The sequence below is a fragment of the Pseudofrankia asymbiotica genome (assembly GCF_001983105.1).
GTDB classification, from domain to species: Bacteria; Actinomycetota; Actinomycetes; order Frankiales; family Frankiaceae; genus Pseudofrankia; species Pseudofrankia asymbiotica.
In genome coordinates this window covers 27182-47064 of the sequence record NZ_MOMC01000035.1, presented here as the reverse complement: position 1 = coordinate 47064, position 19883 = coordinate 27182, and the positions used below count along the sequence as shown (strand labels likewise).

Here is a 19883-nt window from a genome sequence, read left to right as displayed (position 1 = left end):
GCCCTGCGGTTGTCACCACGCGCTCAATCACGGCCACTGGAGGGCCACATCGGCGATCAAGGTAATGCCGGAACGGGGCGAACCCTGGTAAGGGCGGCACTAGGCGGCGTTTTCGCGCTGCCTGGCCCAGGCGGTCGCGAGCTCGGTGGCGACCCGGACGTTGCCGCGGACCACCGAGAGGTTGACCTCGAGGCTCCTGCCCGCCGTCTCGCGGTGGAACGCGGAGAGCAGGAATGGGGTGACGGCCTTGCCGCGCAGCCCGGCGCGTCCCGCCGCGGCGAGCGCGTCGGTGAGTACCCGGTCATGCAGCTCGCGGTCCAGCGCGTCGGCCTCGGCGACCGGGTTCGCGACCACGACCGCGCTTGACGCGCCTAGCCGGTCGGCGGCGGCCATCACGGCGCTCACCTGTTCGGCGTCGTCGACCCGCCAGTCCAGTGGGTGGCCGGAGCTTGGTAGGTAGAAGCCGGGGAAGTCGTCCGTCCGCCAGCCGAGAACGGTGACGCCCAGCGTCTCCAGCCGTTCCAGGGTCGCGCCGACGTCCAGGATGGACTTCACCCCGGCGCAGACGACGGTGATCGGGGTCGCGGCCAGCGTCGGCAGGTCCGCTGACTCGTCGTAGCTGACGGCGCCAAGCCCGTTGGGCGGCCCGTCGTCGCCGGCCCCCGCCGATCGGCCGAGGGCCTTGCCCGATCTCCCACCAGCCTCGCCCCCGCCGGCGTTGTGACCGGCGCCCTCGCCGGCGTCACGGCCACCGGCCTGGTCGCCGCCGGCCTCGGCGCCCGCGGCGCGGTGCACCCCGCCGAGGCCGCCGGTCGCGAACACCCTGACCCCGACCCGCGCCGCGAGCCAGGCCGTCGAGGCGACCGTGGTCGCGCCCGTCCGTCCGAGGGCGCCCGCCGGGGCGAGGTCACGCACCGACAGTTTCAGCACCTCGGACCCGTCGGCGGTGATCCGCTCCAGGCCGGCGGTGTCGAGCCCGACGGTCGGTACGCCGTCGAGCACGGCGACGGTCGCCGGTACCGCCCCGCCCGCGCGGACCAGCTCCTCCAGCTCGCCGCCGACCTCCCGGTTCCGCGGCGCCGGGAGCCCATGCGCGAGCAGCGTCGACTCCAGCGCCACCACCGCCCGTCCGTCGGCGAGCGCGTCCTGTACCTCGGCGGACACCTTGATAGCGGGCATGGCCCGACCATAGTGGCTGGTTCCGGTGGAAGCACCCCGGACGGCCGATACTGGCGGGGGACCGCGTCGAACTCGTGGTGACTGGTGCCGGGTATTCGTGGTGGCACCATTGTCGGGTCGCCGAATTTCTTCCAGGTATTGGCTTCGGGAGGTAGGAGGAAAACCGGCTCCCGCGCCCTGACCTGCCGAATCTCGACGATCAATCAATTCATGGCGAAGGGCGGACGGCCATGTCCAGGTGCTGACACCGGCGTCGGGCGAGCGACAACAGAAAAGGGTCGGTTTTCTCGTCGACGCCATTACCTTTAATGGCATGAACACAGCGGTTATGAGTGGCCGCCACCGTAAGGGGCGGCGTTTTATTCCGGTCGCGCTGACCGCCGCCGCGGCGGTGCTCGCGACCACCCTGGCCGCGTGCCAGGGCGGCGATCCCTCGGTGGTCACCCCGGCCAGCGCCGGCGCGTCCGCCAGCGCGGTGCCGACGGCCGCCGCCACGCCGTCGCGGGCTCCGCTGCGCGCGGCCGACTTCGCTCTCGGCGCGGGCCCGGCGACCAGCGGCTACACGATGGAGCCGGACCCCGACCAGGGTGAGAACTCGATCGTCGGCGGCCCGGTCGCCGAGTGCCTCCAGCTGACCCAGGCCGATCTCGGCCCGGTCGCCACCGATCACGCCAACGGCCCGGTGTTCACCGACGACGAGGTCGGCACGAACATCCGCTCGTTCGCCTCGGTGTTCGCGGCGGTCGACACCGTCGCCGCGCACCGCGAGCTCATCCGGAACGACCTGTTCCCGGGCTGCTGGGGCAAGGCGCTCGTCGACGAGACGGACTCGGACGACTTCGCGGCGACCCTGACGCACACGCAGACCGCGCAGCCACCGGCCGGAGCGACCGACCGTRTCCAGATCGTCCTGGACACCTATTCGGACGGCCAGGAGATCATGATGTACTGCGACATGGTGATCATTTTCACCGGTCGCGTGGAGACCGCGATCTTCGTCGTGAACCCGTTCGAGCCGATCGACGAGACCACCCTGACCGCCCTGACGTCGCAGGTGGAGCAGAAGGTCGCCCAGCAATAGGGCGCGGTACCCGGCGATCAAGCTACCCGGCGACGACGCGGGGTGGCGCGGGGCGACGCGACGCGGGGAATGACGCGGGTGATGGTGGACCTGCGCCGGCAACGACGCCGACGCTCACGGGCCGGTGGGACAGCGTCGTCCCACCGGCCCGCGGCCGTCTCGGGCCAGCCCGCGACCGGGCCTGCCCGGTCAGAGAGTCTTTCCGGACGTTCCGGACGCTCCCGTCGTGACCGCCGGGTGGACCGTCAGGCCACGGCCGTCGGCGGCCACGTCGACGACGACCTCGTCGCCGTCGTGCACCTGGCCGCCCAGCAGCTCGCGCGCCAGCTGATCGCCGATCGCGGTCTGCACCAGCCGGCGCAGCGGGCGGGCGCCGTAGACGGGGTCGTTGCCCTCGTCCGCGAGCCAGCCCTTGGCGGCGTCGCTGACCGTCAGCGTGATCCGCCGGTCGGTCAGCCGCCTGCGCAGCCGGTCGAGCTGCAGGTCGACGATCCTGGTGAGGTTCTCCTTGTCGAGCTGGTCGAAGATGAGCACCGCGTCGAGCCGGTTGACGAACTCCGGCTTGAACGCCTCGCGCACCGCCATCTGGACCATGTTCGCCCTGGTCTCCGGTGACAGCGTCGGGTCGGCGATGTACTGCGAGCCCAGGTTGGACGTGAGCACGAGGATCGTGTTGCGGAAGTCGACGGTGCGGCCCTGGCCGTCGGTCAGCCGGCCGTCGTCGAGTACCTGCAGCAGCACGTCGAAGACGTCCGGATGGGCCTTCTCGACCTCGTCGAGCAGGATCACGCTGTACGGCCGGCGCCGGATCGCCTCGGTCAGTTGGCCGCCGGACTCGAAGCCGACGTAGCMGGGCGGAGCGCCGATCAGCCGGGCCACCGAGTGCTTCTCGGCGTACTCCGACATGTCGATGCGCACCACCGCGCGGTCGTCGTCGAACAGGAAGTCCGCGAGCGCCTTCGCGAGCTCGGTCTTGCCGACGCCCGTCGGGCCGAGGAACAGGAACGAGCCGGTCGGCCGGTCCGGGTCGGAGATGCCGGCACGGGCGCGGCGCACCGCGTCCGAGACGGCCCGCACGGCGGCGTCCTGCCCGATCACCCGGGCGTGCAGCTCGTCCTCCATCCGCAGCAGCTTGGCCGTCTCGCCCTCGAGCATCCGGCCGGCGGGGATGCCGGTCCAGCTCGCGACCACCTCCGCGACGTCGTCCGGCCCGACCTCCTCGTTGAGCATCGGCTCGCTGCCCGCCGCGCCGGTCCCAGCGCCGTCCGTCTTTCCACCCAGCGCCCCGGTGGCCTCCGCGAGCCGCTTCTCCAGCGCCGGGATGGTGCCGTACCGCAGCTCGCCGGCACGCGCGAGGTCGAGGTCGCGCTCGGCGATCTCGGTCTCCCGCCGGGCGTTCTCCAGCTCCTCCTTGACCTTCTGCACCTCGCCGATGGCGTTCTTCTCCCGCTGCCAGCGGGAGGTCAGCGCGGAGAGCTCCTCCTTCTTGCCGCTCAGCTCGCGGCGCAGCCGGTCGAGCCGGGCCTTGGAGGCGTCGTCACTCTCCTTGGTCAGCGCCATCTCCTCGATCTCGAGGCGGCGCACCGCCCGCTCGAGCTCGTCGATGGCGACCGGCCGGCTGTCGAGCTCCATCCGAAGCCGGGACGCGGCCTCGTCGACCAGGTCGATCGCCTTGTCCGGCAGGAAGCGCGCGGTGACGTACCGGTCGGACAGGGCGGCGGCGGCGACCACGGCGGCGTCCGTGATCCGCACTCCGTGGTGGACCTCGTAACGCTCCTTGAGGCCGCGCAGGATGCCGATGGTGTCCTCCACCGACGGCTCACCCACCAGGACCGGCTGGAAGCGGCGCTCCAGCGCCGGGTCCTTCTCGATCCGGGTGCGGTACTCGTCGAGGGTGGTCGCACCGATCATGCGCAGCTCGCCGCGGGCGAGCATGGGCTTGAGCATGTTGCCGGCGTCCATCGACCCCTCGGCGGCGCCGGCGCCCACGACGGTGTGCAGCTCGTCGATGAAGGTGATGATCTGGCCCTCGGCCTCGCGGATCTCGTTGAGAACCGACGTCAGCCGCTCCTCGAACTCGCCGCGCAGCTTCGAGCCGGCCACCATCGAGCTCAGGTCGAGCGAGACGATCCGCCGGCCGCGCAGCGACTCGGGCACGTCGCCGGCGACCACGCGCAGCGCGAGGCCCTCGACGATCGCGGTCTTGCCGACGCCCGGCTCGCCGATGAGCACCGGGTTGTTCTTGGTCCGCCGCGAGAGCACCTGGATGACCCGGCGGATCTCGGCGTCCCGGCCGACGACCGGGTCGAGTTTGCCGGCGCGGGCGCGCTCGGTCAGGTCCAGGGAGTACTTCTCCAGGGCGCGGTAGGAGCCCTCCGGGTCGCGGCTGGTCACCCGGCGGGCGCCGCCGCGGACCTTCTCGACGGCGCCGCGCAGCGTGTCGGCCGTGGCCCCGGCGGAGACGAGAACACGCCCCGCCTCACCGCCCTCCTCCGCCAGCGCGACCACCAGGTGCTCGACCGAGGTGTACTCGTCGCCCAGGCGGGCGGCCTGACGCTCGGCGTTGTCGAGCACGGTGATCAGCTGGCGGGACAGCTGCGGGGGCGAGACGCTCGCGCCGGTGGCGTGCGGCAGCCGGCTGACCGCGCTCTCGGCTCGCTGGCGGACCGTGTCGACGGGCGCGTCGGCCGCGGCGACCAGCGCGCTCGCGACGCCGTCCTGCTGTGCGAGCAGCGCGGTGAGCAGATGCAGCGGGTCGACGAGCGGCGAACCGTCGCCGGTGGCACGGGCGATGGCGGAGGACAGCGCCTCCTGGGAGCGGGCGGTCAGCCGGTCAGCGTTCATCTGTTTCTCCTGTGTCTCTGGTTCGCTCCGTGCGGGCGGCGCGCTACGGCCCCGTACTCGCTTCGCTCCCACGGGACCTCCGCGCGCCGTCCTCCTCCGCTCACGGTCACCCGCCGCTGCACGTCACCAAATCCAAGCCCAGCCCATCCGCAGGCCACTTCGCCTCGCCCCGTGGCCGGGCCTCCGCGCCCAGCACGGTCACCCGCCGTCGCACCTCGCCCAGCCCAATCCGAGCCATCCGACTGGGGCCACGTCGCTTCGCTCGTGGGTCAGGCCTCCGCGGAGGCATGCCTCCGCGCTCGCCTGGTCACCTGTCGCCTCGCGTCACCGTACGTTGGCACTCGTATGTCCGGCGTGTTGTTTACTAAACATACTTGACTCTACCCGGCTCAACGTTGTGGAGTGAGCTGGTGTTCCGCTGGCGGGAATGACCAGTGATCTGATGCGGCCTAGCGGCGGGGGCCGGGGCGCCAGACGACGATCGCGCCGCGGTCCACCGGGACCAGGTCGCGGCGGTGGCTGGCGTGCGCCTCCGCGACGCGGCGGTCGGCCTCGATCCGCGTCTTCGCCAGTTCCTCGTGTAGCTGGCGGACCTCGGCCTGCAACGCGAGCACCTGGGAGCCGAGCCGGAGGATCTGGCGAATGCCCTCCAGGTTGACGCCCTCCTCCTGGGAGAGCCGCTGGACCTCGCGCAGCAGCGCGACATCGCGTGCGGAGTAGCGCCGGCCGCGCCCGGCGGTCCGTCCCGGAGTGACCAGGCCGAGCCGGTCGTAGGACCGCAGCGTCTGCGGGTGCATGCCCGCGAGCTCGGCCGCGATCGAGATCACGTACACCGGCGCGYCGTCGTCGTGCGCCGGGCCGGGAATGCCCGCCAGCGGATAGGGCGGCCGCTCGGCGGCCACGCGGTCTGTCGGTGGGCCACCGGATACCGAGCCGGACCGCGGTCCGCCATGGGCAGCGGTACCACCGTGGAAGCGTTGACGCCCGGCACCCCTGCCGCCCCGGCGGCCGGCCGCGCCAGGGCCGTCCGTGCCGGTCTCGTCCCCGCCGGTCGCGTGGTGTCCAGGGACACCGGGCGTCGGCGGGTCGGAGGTGCGGTGCGCTCGTGAGTTCATCTGCCTGCCTCACTTCCCCCTGGTCGACGGGCGCCGTCGACCGAAGTGCCTCCCCCGGGGACTGGCAAAAATCACCTGGCCGTGCCCACCCCCGTGGGCACCACCCATGCGTCGCGGCCTGCTCGGCCGCCGGTCAGATCTGGCCGAACTGCTCGAGAAGGGCCTCACGCGGGTCACCGGGGTGTGCCAGCGCGAACTCCTGCAGAGCGGTCCTGGCCTTCGGGGACAGATCGCTGGGCTTCGGGACCGTCACCTCGACGGTGACGATCAGGTCGCCGTGACCGCCGTCCGTCTTCGGCACGCCGCGTCCCTTGGCCCGCAGCCGCCGCCCGCTGGAGGTGCCGGGCGGCACCTTCACGGTCAGCGGCGCGCCGTCCAGCGTGGGCACCTTGACCGACGCCCCCAGCGTCGCCTCGGAGAAGGTGATCGGCAGCGTGATGGTCAGGTTCGGGCCCTCGCGGCCGAAGACCGGATGGGGCTGGACGTGCACGGTCACCTCGAGGTCGCCCGGGCTGCCGCCGCGCTCGCCCGGGCTGCCGCGACCCCGGACCTTCAGCCGCTGGGCGTCGGCGACGCCGGCGGGGATCCGGATCCGCTGCTCCCGGGCCCGACGTCCACTGCCGTGGCAGTCCGGGCACGGGTGTTCGATGATCTGGCCGACGCCCCGGCACTCCCGGCACGGCTCGGAGAGCGCGAACCCGCCCTGCGAGCGGGAGATCACGCCGAGCCCGCGGCAGACCGGGCAGGTCCGCGGCATCGTCCCCGGCCGGGAGCCGACACCGTTGCAGGTCGCGCAGGTCGCGGCGCCCGGGATGCGGACCGTCGCCTCCAGGCCGGTCAACGACTTCTCGAACGAGATCGTGACCTCGGCCTCGATGTCGGTGCCCCGGCGCGGCCCGCGGCCCTGCGAGGACCGCTGGAACATGTCGCCGAAGCCGCCGAGCAGGTCGTCGAGGTTCACCCCGCCCTGGGCGCCGAAGCCGCCGGGGCCGCCGAAGCCACCCGAGCCGCCGAAGCCGGAGCCGCCCGGGTTGGGGCCGCCTGAGCCGCCGGGGAAACGGCCGGACTGGAACAGTGCCCTGGCCTCGTCGTACTCGCGGCGGCGGCGCTCGTCGGAGAGGACGTCGTAGGCTTCGGAGATCTCCTTGAAGCGCGCCTCGGCCTTGGCGTCTCCCGGGTTCTTGTCCGGGTGCAGCTCGCGGGCGAGCTTGCGGTACGCCTTCTTGATGTCCGCAGCCGGCGCGTCCTTGGGAACGCCGAGAGCGGCGTAGTAGTCCTTCTCGACCATGTCGCGAACACTCACGGCGCCCCTCCTCTCTTCATGAGACGGGGCGCGGGGCGCCCCGTCGTCGGACGCCCCACGCCCGACCTGTACCTACCGGCAGACCCGCCGGACCGGCGTGGCCGGTCCGGCGGGAACCCCGGGGCTCCGGAGAGGCCGAGGGCGCGGGCTGCCCGATCTCTCTCACCTGTCAACGCTGGGGCCGCCGCCCCCCGGACCCGGAACGCTGCCCGTGTCGTCAGGTGGCGGCGCGTCCGCCGCGTCCGCGGCCGCCGGCTCGGCCGGCGTCTCGGGTTCGTCGACCGGCTCGGCCACGGCGACCTGTGCCACCCGCAGGACCCGGCCGCCGTACGAGTAGCCGGCCCGGAAGACCTCGACGCAGGTCGGCGAGCTCACGTCGCCGCGGTACGAGTGCATCAGCGCCTCGTGCTGCAGCGGGTCGAACTCGTCGCCGGCGGCGCCGAACCGCTCCAGCCCGACCCCCTCCAGCGCGGTCTCGAGCGACTCGGCCACCGCCTTGAAGGGCCCCTCCAGATCGCCGTGGTCACGGGCGCGACCGATGTCGTCGAGGGTGGGCAGTATCGCGCCGAGCACCCGGCCGGTCGCCTGCTCGGCGATCAGCTGGCGGTCCCGCTCCACGCGGCGCCGGTAGTTGTCGTATTCGGCCTTCAGCCGCTGCAGGTCCGCGGTGCGCTCCCGCACCGCGGCGTTCAACGAGTCGACCAGCGCCAGGGTCTCGGCGTCCGGACCGGGCGTGCCAGCCCCGCCGGCGGCGGAGGCCGCCGCTGAGGGACCGGTGCCCGCGCCGCCCGTGCCCGCCGCCTGGGGACGGATCTCCCCGCTGTTGGGGTCGATGCGCCGACGGTCCCGGACCACGACAGGAGGCTCCTCGTCTCGGCCCGAGGCCCGGCCCGCGTCGTGGGCAGAGCTCACTGCTTGCCCTCCTCGTCGACGATCTCGGCGTCCACCACGTCGTCGTCGGCCGCCGGCGCGCCGGCCGCCGACGGGCCGCCGGCCGCCCCGCTCGCCTGGGCCTGCTCGTACATCGACTGGCCCATCGCGGTGCTGGCCTTGCCGAGCTCCTCGGTCGCCGTCCGGATCGCGGCGATGTCGGTGCCCGCGACGGCCCCGCGCAGCGTCGCCAGCTTCTCCTCGACGTCGGTCTTGATGGTGGCGTCGATCTTGTCACCGTTCTCGGCCAGGAACCGCTCGGTCGAGTAGACCAGCGACTCACCCTGGTTGCGGGTCTCGGCCTCCTCGCGGCGGGCGCGGTCCTCCTCCGCGTACTGCTCGGCGTCGCGGATCATCGTCTCGATGTCGTCCTTCGGCAGCGCGGAGCCGCCGGTGATCGTCATCGACTGCTCCTTGCCGGTGCCGAGGTCCTTCGCCGAGACGTGCACGATGCCGTTCGCGTCGATGTCGAAGGTGACCTCGATCTGCGGCACGTTGCGCGGCGCCGGCGGCAGGCCGGTGAGCTCGAACATGCCGAGCTTCTTGTTGTAGACCGCCATCTCGCGCTCGCCCTGGAAGACCTGGATCTGCACGGACGGCTGGCTGTCCTCGGCCGTCGTGAAGATCTCCGAGCGCTTCGTCGGGATCGYGGTGTTGCGCTCGATCAGCTTGGTCATGATGCCGCCCTTGGTCTCGATCCCAAGCGACAGCGGGGTGACGTCGAGCAGCAGGACGTCCTTGACCTCGCCCTTGAGCACGCCGGCCTGCAGGCTGGCGCCGACGGCGACGRCCTCGTCCGGGTTGACGCCCTTGTTCGGCTCCTTGCCGCCGGTCAGCTCGCGGACGACGTCGACGACGGCCGGCATCCGGGTGGAGCCGCCGACGAGCACGACGTGGTCGATCTGGCTGACCTTGATCCCGGCGTCCTTGACCGCCTGCTGGAACGGGATCTTGCAGCGATCGATCAGGTCCTGGGTCATCCGCTGGAACTCGGCCCGGGTCAGCGTCAGGTCCAGGTGCAGCGGGCCCTCGGCCGAAGCGGTGATGTAGGGCAGGTTGATCGAGGTCTGCGTCGACTGCGACAGCTCGATCTTGGCCTTCTCCGCGGCCTCGCGCAGCCGCTGCAGGGCCATCTTGTCCTTGCCGAGGTCGACGCCGTGCTGGCCCTGGAAGGTCTTGATCAGGTGGTCGGTGACCCGCTGGTCCCAGTCGTCACCGCCGAGGTGGGTGTCGCCGTGGGTGGCCTTGACCTCCACGACGCCGTCGCCGATCTCCAGCAGGGACACGTCGAACGTGCCGCCGCCGAGGTCGAAGACCAGGATCGTCTGCTCCTTCTCGCCCTTGTCCAGACCGTAGGCGAGGGCGGCCGCGGTCGGCTCGTTCACGATCCGCATGACGTTGAGGCCGGCGATCTCGCCCGCCTCCTTGGTCGCCTGCCGCTGGGCGTCGTCGAAGTACGCCGGGACGGTGATGACCGCGTCGGTGATGGTGTCGCCGAGGTAGGCCTCGGCGTCCCGCTTGAGCTTCTGCAGGATGAAGGCGCTGATCTGCTGGGGCGTGAAGTCCTTGGTGTCGACCTTCATCTTCCAGCTGGTGCCCATGTGGCGCTTGACCGACCGGATGGTGCGCTCAACGTTCGTGACCGCCTGCCGCTTGGCGACCTCGCCGACCAGGACCTCGCCGTTCTTCGCGAAGGCCAYGACCGACGGGGTCGTGCGCGAGCCCTCGGCGTTCGCGATGACCGTTGGCTCACCACCCTCAAGCACGCTCACGACGGAGTTCGTGGTGCCGAGGTCGATACCGACCGCTCGTGCCATGTCTGTGTGCCTCTCGATCTGATGGCACCGCCGCACGGAGTTCCTGCCGGATCAGAAAAGACGATCTCGGAGGTCGTGCCGTGTGCGGAGCCGCCGTTAAGTGTGCTGTTGTACTTGCCRTCCGCGGACGAGGCCCTTGGGCGGCCGAGTCCCTGACCGGGCGTGGCCCGACGCCGGGTGCCTCGGGCGGTCGAGCCGCCCGCGGCGAGGGCCCGGAGCCGCGCCCGGTTGGGAGCCGCGGCCGTCGAAGCCGACTGGGTGTCAGCTAACACGGTGAGCCACTCGGGTCAGGTGGGTTGAGTGTAGATGACTCAGGATCGGCGTAGCCAGAATAGCTCGTCGAAGCTGAGTCATATCGGCTCAACCTTACGGAGTCGACTTCTCTTCCCGGCCCGCCGACCTGGCGGACCCGGCCCGCCAGACGCGCGACGGCGCGCGGCCGGAGTGGCCGCGCGCCGTCGTAGGGCTCAGAGCCCTGGACCGATGAGAGTCCGGATCGCTGGGAGTCCGGATCGCTGGGAGTCCGGACCGCTGGGAGTCCGGACCGCTGGGAGACCGGATCGCTGAGGGGCTCCGGACCGCTGGGAGTCCGGAGCCCGAGGACCCAGGGCCGAGACTGGCCTACCCCTTGGTGGTGTCCGAGCCCTTCTGAGGAGCGGGCGGCTCCTGCTCGGGACGGACGGTGGCGAGGCTTCGCCGGCCGGTGGGTGGCCGGGGGGTACGGGCTCGCCTGGCGGACCGCAGCGGCGAGACGATCCCGTCCGACTGCTCGGTGGCGTGGGGGCGCGGGGACGAGGTGTCGTCGGTGGTGCTGATACCGATGTCGTACGCGCCGGAGTCGTCGTCGAGCAGGCTCAGGCCGCCGTCGAGCTCGTCCCCGCCAGGGGCGATACCAGTCCTGGTGAAGCCGTCGGCCTGGCGGGACAACTGCGCCTCCAGTGAGGCCAGCCGGTCGAGCAGGTCGGAGGCGTCGCCGTCGCGTTCCCGGATGGTGTGCAGCGTGTCCATCAGCATCAGCCACTGGTCGCGGTGCAGCGTGACCTGCTCGATGGACCCGTTGTCGATGAACGCGGGGAACAGCGTGYGCGCGGCCGCCACGACCTGCTTGACCTCGGCCGGGTTGAGCCGGCGCGGCCGGCCACGGGCCCAGTCGACGATCGAGCGGATGCTGATGATCGTGACCCCGTTGACCGCGCCGTCCTTCCACAGCACGTCGGCCTCGGCCATCACCAGGACCGGGTGCACCGGGATCTTCACCAGCGGGACCTCGGCGCGCAGCTCGGTCTTKATCTGCTCGGCGAGGAAGGACGCCCGTTCGATCGCCCCGGTGAGCGGATCGCCGTCGATGCTGGCGATCTTCTTGGTGTACCGGACGACGCCCTTGCCGGCCTCGCTGCCGAGGATCAGCACACCGGCGGGGCCGACGAGCAGGTGGCCGACGACCGCGTCGGCGCTTGGCACCCGCATGTCGTGCATGACCACCCAGCCGTGCCGGCGCAGCCGGGCAAGGGCCCGTGCCGTCTTGCGTTCCGCCTCGGCGCTCAGGCGCAGAGACTCGCTCTCGCTGTCACCGCCGAAYGCGGACAGGACGATGACCGCGCTCCATCCGAGGACGATCAGTACGAAGACGCCGAACGCGAAGCCACCGGGCAGGCCGACGCCGAACGCCAACACCAGGCTGACCAGCAGGGCGACCGGTACGGATTTGGCCAGCGAGCGCGGCAGGACCCGGCCGAGCCGGTCGCGCCGCACCAGTGCCCGATGCTCGCGGGCACGTCGATATTCGGAATAGAGGAACTGACCGGGGCGCCCGGTCGTGTTCGCCGTCGCCGCCCTGGTGATCGTCGCCATCGTGCCCACCGTGGTTCGCAGGGGTGTTCAGCAGGGGTGTTCAACGGAGTTGGAACGCGCGTCGGCGCCCGGCACCACATGGCCGGGCAGCACGCAGCCGAACAGCACGCCGCTGGCGTGGTTCATCTTGCGGCCCGTGGAACTGCGCGCACAAGCCTCATCTGGCAGGAACAAGGTGCGCCAAGAGTCGAGGTGTCGCCGCGCCGAAGGCTATCGCCACCAGGGCCGGCGGTCGTGCCGGCTGGCTGCCGGCCAGCTTGGCACCGGTCAGCGACCATGGCCCCGTTCCCTCCCTGAATCGCAGCCTCTCCCTGAGTCGCCGCCGCCCCGATGCTGACCCGGACCTACCAGATCGCTGATCCGGCAGGCGCTCCGAGGGCGCGGCGTCGCGCGAGCCGCGACCGTGGGCGACTGGCCCCGGTTCACGGCGGACCACGACCCGGCGGCCCGCACGCCGACGGCCCGGTGCCGTTGACGGTCAGACGCGCCACGTGGCCAGGGTGGGACGGTCAGTGCAGAGAGTGCTGATTTCGGGACTTCTGTGCCACCGAGCGTAGCAGCGGGCCGAGGGGTGGCGTGGCGGAACAGGAGAAGGGGGGGCAGGCGCCCTTCTCCTGTTTCCGCCCGTCGGGCGMGGAGCGCCCTCACACATGGGACTAGGTCCCGATCGGCCGGGAAGGGAACTCGTGCCGGACGGACCACGGCGTGGCAGGGTCGGGGATAGCGGGGTGGCCGCGCGGTGAGCGGCTGGTGGCGCGGGACACTCTGGAACACAAGTTACCGAGCAGTACGAGTAGGCTACGGCCCGTTCCCGGAGCCATAGGAGGAGCTAGTGAGAATCGCGATCGGTGGGGCGATCACGCTGATCGCCCTTGCGGTGGCCGGAAGGCGATTCTTCTGGCTGTTCAAGCTGATCCGAACCGGGCAGCCGGCCCAGGGTCGCCTTGACGACCTTCCGACCCGGATCTGGAGCGAGATCAGCGAGGTCGGCGGCCAGCGCAAGCTGCTGAAGTGGTCGGTGCCCGGGCTCGCGCACGCCTTCACGTTCTGGGGCTTCACCGTCCTGATCCTGACGATCATCGAGGCGTTCGGCGGCCTGTTCGACGACAACTTCCACATCCCGCTGTTCGGGCACTGGGCCGGCATCGGGTTCCTCGAGGACTTCTTCGCCGTCGCCGTCCTGGCCGGCCTGCTCACCTTCACGATCATCCGGATCCAGCGGGCCCCGAAGCGCCTGGAGCGCAGGTCGCGCTTCTACGGCTCGCACCTCGGCCCGGCCTGGGTCATCATCGGCATGATCAGCGCGGTCATCATCACCCTGCTGATCTGCCGCGGCGCCCAGTGGAACACCGGCAACCTGCCGCAGGGCCAGACAAAGTGGGCCTTCGCCTCCTACGCCGTCAGCCGCGCCTTCTCCGGCCTCTCGCACGACGTGAACGAGGGCATCGAGACGGCGTTCCTGCTGCTCAACCTCGCCGTCATCATGGGCTTCCTCGTGCTGGTCGCCTACTCCAAGCACCTGCACATCTTCCTGGCGCCGATCAACGTCATCCTCAAGCGGGAGCCGAAGGCGCTCGGTGYGCTCGGCACCACGCCCGACATCGAGACGCTGATGGAGGAGGACGAGCCGATCATCGGTGCGGGCAAGGTCGAGGACTTCTCCTGGAAGGCGATGCTCGACTTCTCGACCTGCACCGAGTGCGGCCGCTGCCAGAGCCAGTGCCCGGCCTGGAACACCGGGAAGCCGCTGTCCCCGAAGCTGCTCATCATGGACCTGCGCGACCATCTGTTCGCGAAGGCCCCGTACCTGCTGGCCGGGAGCACCGCCGAGGAGCGCGACGCGGCCGCGGAGAAGCTCGCGGAGAAGAAGGCCGTCACCGGCGTCGCCGAGGACGCGTCCGAGGAGCACACGGTCCACCACGTGCCCGAGTCCGGCTTCGGTCGGGTTCCCGAGCCAGGCAAGGCCCAGGCGGAGCGCCCGCTCGTCGGCACGGAGGAAGAGGGCGGGGTCATCGATCCCGACGTCCTCTGGTCGTGCACGAACTGCGGCGCGTGTGTCGAGCAGTGCCCGGTGGACATCGAGCATGTCGACCACATCGTCGACATGCGCCGCTACCAGGTGATGATCGAGTCGGCCTTCCCCTCGGAAGCCGGTGTGATGCTGCGCAACCTGGAGAACAACGGCAACCCGTGGGGCGTCTCGCCGCGCAGCCGCACCGAGTGGACCGATGGCCTGTCCTTCGAGGTCAAGGTCATCGGTGAGGGTGAGCAGATCCCGGAGGACGTCGAGTACCTCTTCTGGGTCGGCTGCGCCGGCGCCATCGAGGACCGGGCGAAGAAGGTCTCCCGCGCCTTCGTCGAGCTGCTCGACATGGCCGGTGTCTCGTTCGCGATCCTCGGGTCGCAGGAGTCCTGCACCGGCGACCCGGCGCGCCGCCTCGGCAACGAGTACCTGTTCCAGGAGATGGCCAAGGCCAACATCGAGCTGCTGAACTCCACGGGCGTCAAGAAGATCGTCGCGACCTGCCCGCACTGCTTCAACAGCCTGTCGAAGGAGTACTCGGCGCTCGGCGGCAACTGGGAGGTCATCCACCACACCCAGCTGCTCGGCAAGCTCGTCGAGGAGAAGAAGCTCGTGCCGCTGACGCCGGTCGAGTCGTCGGTGACGTACCACGACCCGTGCTTCCTCGGCCGGCACAACAAGGTCTACACCCCGCCGCGGGAGATCCTCGAGGCCATTCCGGGCCTCCGTGGCCAGGAGATGCACCGCTGCAAGGACCGCGGCTTCTGCTGCGGCGCCGGCGGCGCGCGGATGTGGATGGAGGAGAAGATCGGCACCCGGGTCAACACGAACCGGGTGGAGGAGGCCCTCGGCCTCGACCCGGACGTCGTGTCGACCGCGTGCCCGTTCTGCATCGTCATGCTGTCCGACGCGGTGACGGAGCAGAAGCTCGCGGGCAAGGCGAAGGAGACCGTCGAGGTCCTCGACGTCTCCCAGCTCCTCGCCCGCTCCCTGGCGGCGCCCGCCGCTCCGGCCACCACCGGCGACGGGACGGAGCCCGCACCCGTCGGCTGACCCCGGGGCAGCCCAGCTCGGTCAGATGTCGTGCCGCCGTCGACGGCGGCACGACATCTGACCGAGCTTGAAACCGGGAGATCGCCGCGTCCGTGTCGCCATCGTCGTGGATGCGGCGAGATCGCGACGCTGGTGACACGCTGGCGGTGATCAAGGTGGGCGCTACCAAAAGCCCTGCTGACGGGCGGCGGAGCGGACGACCTGGGCGGACTCGGCGGGGACCTGCTTGTTCTCGGCGAGGATGCGGGCCTGGGCGGCGGCCACGATGGCGGCGTCCTTGAACAGGGCGGTGGGCCACAGGTTCTGGAGCGTCTGGTACATGATGACGGTTCCGGCGTCCATTCCGATCTCCTTGCAGATCAGGTAGAACCACCGGTTCGGGATGCCCGACATGATGTGCGGGTCGTCGTCGTGGTAGCCGCTCATGTCCCGGGGCTGCGGGTCTCTGCCGAGAGTCGGGTTGTCGTACGCGGTTCCGGGCTCGGCCATGTTCCGCAGCGCTTCGCCGTAGAGGTCGTCGGCCATGATCTCCGCGCYGATGAGCCAGGTGTGCGTGTCGGCATCCCGCTTGTTCGCCCAGGCGTCGATGGCCGTGCCGATCATGTCGCTGAACGACTCGTTGAGCGCTCCGCTCTGGTCGTTCGAGTAGTTGAGCGCCGACGTGTACTGCGTGACGCCATGGGTGAGCTCGTGCGCGGGCACGCTGATGTCCCGGGTGAAGTTTTTGAAGATGACATCGTCGCCGTTGCCGAAGACCATGCGCGTGCCGTCCCAGAACGCGTTGTCGAAGTGGTCGCCGTAGTTGACGTTGGCGACGATGTTCAGACCCGCGTTGTCGATGGAGTTACGCCCGAGCTTCTCCTTGTAGAACTCGCGGACGAGACCCAGGTCGTCATAGGCGTGGTTGGCGGACTCGTCACGGACGGTCGGGTCCCCGTCGCCGCGGACCAGCTGGACGTCGAACTTCTCCTGATGCTGATCGTCGTAGATGAGCCGGCCGGCGGATCCGGTCGCGGGGATGGTCAGRCCCTTCGGGCCAGTCACGGGTGCCGCCGGCGCGGCCGCCAGGGTGAGCGGCGCGGCGTTCTCCCGTGTGCGMCGCACCTGCGCGGAGATCGCGGCCGACCGCTGTGCCGGCGTCGGAGCGAGACCCTCCCGCGCGTGGACACGGGATATGTTGTCGAGCATGTGCGGGGGAACGAACATGCAGAAATGGCGCATTTTCTGACTCGCTTTCGACGGATTAGACCGGAAAATTTCCGGTCTTTATGTCGGCGTGACGACTTCCCTCATAATCGGCCGGGAACGTCGCTGGCGAGTCTAGGGCGCGCGGGGCGGGCGATCAGTAAAACGTGGGGTGTCGAAACGCTGTCAGGTCAATGACACCGGCCGTTTTGGGGTTTATCCGCGAGAACCGCGCGAACGGCTCGCATTTCGCGGGCGCTTCTTGAACTTCTGGGAACTTCTGGGCTGACGGCGGCGCCGTCAGTCCTCCTCGGTGGTACCTGGGCGGTGGAAGAAGAGCGGCTCACGGCCCGCGGGCTGATGGGGCTGCTCGGTGGGGCCGATGGGCGGAATCGGGAAGGTGGCCGGCTTGTCCGGTTCCAGGCGGAAGGACTCGCCGTGGTGGGTGAGGGTGATGCCCTCACCGTCCTGGACGGTGTAGGTCGCCGACGTGCGGTGGACCTCTACGCGAAGGTGGCGGCCGCGCACGCACACGCCGAAGGACAGTCGGGAAAGGCCCTCGGACAGGCGCGGGGCGAAACCGAGGACGCTGCCCTGGTCGCGCAGCCCGCCGAACCCCTCGACCAGGACTATCCACGCGCCCGCGAGCGACGCCATGTGCAGGCCGTCGGACGTGTTGTGCTCGATGTCGTGCAGGTCCATCAGCGCCGCTTCCCGCAGGTAGGCGTGCGCGAGCGCCAGATGCCCGCACTCCGCCGCGAGCACGCCCTGCACAGAGGCGGACAGCGACGAGTCCCGGACGGTCAGCGCCTCGTAGTACGCGAAGTTGCGCAGCTTCTCCTCGCAGGTGAACGCGTCGCCGCACCGCTGCATGGCGAGCACCAGGTCCGCCTGCTTGACGACCTGCTTGCGGTACAGGTCGAAGTACGGGAAGTGCAGCAGCAACGGGTACTGGTCCTGCGCGGTGTGCTGGAAGTCCCAGATCTCGTGGCCGGTGAACCCGTCCGACTGCGGATGGACACCCAGGTGGTCGTCGTACGGGATGTACATGTCCTCGGCCGCGTCCCGCCAGGAGGCGGTCTCCTCGGCGTCGACGCCGAACTCGTACGCCCGGTCGGGATGCCGTTTGGCCGCGTCCGCCGCCGCGCGCAGGTTCCGCTGGGCCATCAGGTTCGTGTAGACGTTGTTGTCCGCGATCGCCGAGTACTCGTCGGGCCCGGTCACCCCGTCGATCCGGAACCGGCCGTCGAGGTCGTGATGGCCGAGCGAGCGCCACAGCCGGGCGGTCTCGACCAGCAGCTCCAGCCCGACGGCGTTCTCGAAGCCATAGTCCTCGGTGACGTTGACGTACCGGGTGACGGCGTCGGCGATGTCGGCGTTCACGTGGAAGGCCGCGGTACCGGCCGGCCAGTACCCGGAGCACTCCGCGCCGCTGATGGTGCGCCACGGGAAAGCGGCGCCGCGCAGGTTGAGCAGCTGGGCGCGCTCCTGTGCCAGCTTCAAGGTGGAATGTCGCCAGCGCAGCGCGTCGGCCGCCGCTCCCGGCTGTGTGTAGGTCAGCACTGGCAGCACGTAGGTCTCGGTGTCCCAGAACGCGTGGCCGTCGTAGCCCGGCCCCGTCAGCCCCTTCGCCGGGATGGCGCGGCGTTCGGCGCGCGCGCCGGCCTGCAACAGTTGGAACAGCGCGAACCGGACGGCCTGCTGAACCTCGGCGTCGCCCTCCACCTCGACGTCCGAGCGCCGCCAGAACTCGGCCAGGTAGGCGCGCTGCTCGTCGAGCAGGCCGTCCCACCCGGTCTCCTTGGCCGCGACGAGTGCCGCCGCGGCCTGGTCGCGCATGGCGGGCAGCGACCGCTGCTGCGACCAGCCATACGCCATGAACTTCACGATCCGCAGCTTCTGCCCTGGTTTCAGCACGCCGGTGACGGTCACCCGCCCCGAGTTCGGCTCGCTCTCCGACTGCACGCCCAGCGCGCCGGGGCCATCGATGACGTGATCCATCGCCGCGGCGATTCTGATCTTGCTGTGTTGGGTGATGTGCACCAGCTCGACGGAGCAGTCCCGGGCGAAGTGCAGCTCCGGCACGAGCGGGGACTCGAGTACCGCCGCGGCGCGCGGGTCGCCGGTGTGCGGGGGAAGCGTCTCGTTGGCCACCAGCTCGGACTGCACGACCACCCGCGGTGCGTCGGTGATGGACTCGACCTCGTAGCAGATCGCCGCGACCGCTCGCTGGGAGAACGAGACGAGCCGCCGGGAGACCACCCGTATCACCTGGCCGGCYGGCGACTCCCACTCGGCCCCGCGTACCAGCACTCCGTCGCGGAAGTCGATCGAACGCCGGTGTGAGCGCAGTTCGCCATAGCGGACGTCGAGCGGCTCGTCGTCGACCATCAGCCGGATCAGCTTGCCGTTGGTGACGTTGATGACGGTCTGCCCCGACTCGGGATAGCCGTAGCCGGCCTCGGCATACGGCAGCGGGCGCAGCTCGTGCACCGAGTTCAGGTAGGTACCGGGCAGGCCGTGTGGCTCGCCCTCGTCAAGGTTGGCGCGTAGGCCGATATGGCCGTTGGAAAGCGCGAACAACGACTCGGCGCGGGCCGGATCTTCCATGTTGAGACCGATCTCGCGCAGCCCCCACGGGTCGACCGTGTATCGGGCGTCCCCGATCATCGACCGCGTCCGGCCCGCGACGTGGCCCTGCCCCGGCCGTGGCCACCGGCCGCGTCCGTCGCTGGCGGTGGTGATGGCGGGTAGGCGTCGGCGAGCAGGTCGCCGAGGTCGGTGACCACCACGTTCGCGCCGTGCGCGCGCAGCGCGTCCGCGTGGCCGTGCCCGACCCGGTCGAGCCCGACGACGTAGCCGAAACCGCCGGCCCGCCCGGCCGCGACGCCGGCCTCCGCGTCCTCGAAGACCGCCGCCCGCTCGGGTGGCACGCCCAGCTCCCGGGCCGCGGCGAGGAACGTGTCGGGCGCCGGCTTGCCGGCAAGCTTGCGCTCCGTGATGGTCTGGCCGTCGACCCGCACCTGCAGCAGGTCGGCGAGCCCGGCGGCCCGTGCCACCTCGCCGGCGTTCGCGCTGGACGAGACGAGCGCCCGTGCCTTCCCGGCGCGGGCGCAGGCCTCCAGGTAGGGCCGCGAACCCGGGTATGGCTGGACCCCGTCCTCGGCGATCTTGTTCAGGACGAGGATGTTCTTGCGGTTCCCGAGAGCGTGGACGGTGAGGGCTGACGGCGGGTCCCCGTCCGTGCCCTCGGGCAGGTGGATGTCGCGTGACGCCAAGAAGGACCGCACCCCGTCGAGCCTCGGCAACCCGTCCACGTAGCTCTCGTAGTCCCGCTCGATGTCGAAGGGTTCCTCCGGGTCGCCGGACCGGGAGGCCCAGTTCTCCAGGAAGTCGTCGAACATCTCCTTCCAGGCTCTCGCATGGACCTCCGCCGTGCTCGTGAGCACGCCATCGAGATCGAAGAGGCAAGCGTCGATGTGAGGGGGTAGCCCGAGCAGGG

Annotated in this window: 12 protein-coding genes; 2 read left to right on the top strand and 10 right to left on the bottom strand. The window is 70.7% G+C overall.

Annotated elements, in window-relative coordinates; translation table 11 throughout:
* Positions 1-99: 99 nt before the first annotated feature.
* Positions 100-1179, bottom strand: coding sequence for a pseudouridine-5'-phosphate glycosidase (locus BL253_RS18060; protein WP_076818294.1), 1080 nt, complete (start codon positions 1177-1179; stop codon positions 100-102).
* Positions 1180-1417: 238 nt separating this feature from the next.
* On the opposite strand from BL253_RS18060, the gene BL253_RS18055 reads away from it, so the two are divergent.
* On the top strand, positions 1418-2260 hold the full coding sequence (locus BL253_RS18055; protein ID WP_131831515.1) for a hypothetical protein: 843 nt from the start codon (positions 1418-1420) through the stop codon (positions 2258-2260).
* Positions 2261-2449: 189 nt separating this feature from the next.
* On the opposite strand, the gene clpB is transcribed toward BL253_RS18055, so the two are convergent.
* From clpB to BL253_RS18025, 6 genes are all read right to left on the bottom strand, one after another.
* A complete protein-coding gene (gene clpB, locus BL253_RS18050; protein ID WP_076818292.1) occupies positions 2450-5104 on the bottom strand; it encodes an ATP-dependent chaperone ClpB in 2655 nt (884 codons plus the stop codon).
* Between the two features lie 449 nt (positions 5105-5553).
* On the bottom strand, positions 5554-6219 hold the full coding sequence (locus tag BL253_RS44770) for a heat shock protein transcriptional repressor HspR (protein ID WP_076818291.1): 666 nt from the start codon (positions 6217-6219) through the stop codon (positions 5554-5556).
* Positions 6220-6352: 133 nt separating this feature from the next.
* Positions 6353-7522: a molecular chaperone DnaJ gene (gene dnaJ / locus BL253_RS18040; protein WP_076818290.1), complete on the bottom strand. Its 1170-nt coding sequence runs from the start codon at positions 7520-7522 to the stop codon at positions 6353-6355.
* A gap of 162 nt (positions 7523-7684) precedes the next feature.
* Positions 7685-8434 carry a nucleotide exchange factor GrpE gene (gene grpE / locus BL253_RS18035; protein WP_076818289.1) on the bottom strand — a complete coding sequence of 250 codons (750 nt, stop codon included), beginning with the start codon at positions 8432-8434 and terminating at the stop codon, positions 7685-7687.
* Complete coding sequence (gene dnaK / locus BL253_RS18030) at positions 8431-10269, bottom strand: molecular chaperone DnaK (RefSeq protein ID WP_076818288.1); 1839 nt, start codon at positions 10267-10269, stop codon at positions 8431-8433. The genes grpE and dnaK overlap by 4 nt, the downstream gene beginning before the upstream one ends.
* A 621-nt stretch (positions 10270-10890) precedes the next feature.
* Positions 10891-12120: a nuclease-related domain-containing protein gene (locus BL253_RS18025; protein WP_076818322.1), complete on the bottom strand. Its 1230-nt coding sequence runs from the start codon at positions 12118-12120 to the stop codon at positions 10891-10893.
* Between the two features lie 832 nt (positions 12121-12952).
* Here BL253_RS18025 and BL253_RS18020 point away from each other — a divergent pair.
* Positions 12953-15196: a (Fe-S)-binding protein gene (locus BL253_RS18020; RefSeq protein ID WP_076818287.1), complete on the top strand. Its 2244-nt coding sequence runs from the start codon at positions 12953-12955 to the stop codon at positions 15194-15196.
* A gap of 162 nt (positions 15197-15358) precedes the next feature.
* Here the strand turns inward: BL253_RS18020 and BL253_RS18015 are convergent, their stop codons facing one another.
* The 3 genes from BL253_RS18015 to BL253_RS18005 form a co-directional block, all read right to left on the bottom strand.
* Complete coding sequence (locus tag BL253_RS18015) at positions 15359-16300, bottom strand: M4 family metallopeptidase (RefSeq protein ID WP_158230371.1); 942 nt, start codon at positions 16298-16300, stop codon at positions 15359-15361.
* Positions 16301-16681: 381 nt separating this feature from the next.
* Complete coding sequence (locus BL253_RS18010; RefSeq protein ID WP_076818285.1) at positions 16682-19051, bottom strand: glycoside hydrolase family 65 protein; 2370 nt, start codon at positions 19049-19051, stop codon at positions 16682-16684.
* Complete coding sequence (locus tag BL253_RS18005; protein WP_081438427.1) at positions 19048-19881, bottom strand: beta-phosphoglucomutase family hydrolase; 834 nt, start codon at positions 19879-19881, stop codon at positions 19048-19050. The genes BL253_RS18010 and BL253_RS18005 overlap by 4 nt, the downstream gene beginning before the upstream one ends.
* Positions 19882-19883 lie beyond the last annotated feature (2 nt).

Excerpts from the sequence above, each read along its gene's own strand:
- BL253_RS18060 (WP_076818294.1), bottom strand. The coding sequence starts at position 1,179 with ATGCCCGCTATCAAGGTGTCCGCCGAGGTACAGGACGCGCTCGCCGAC.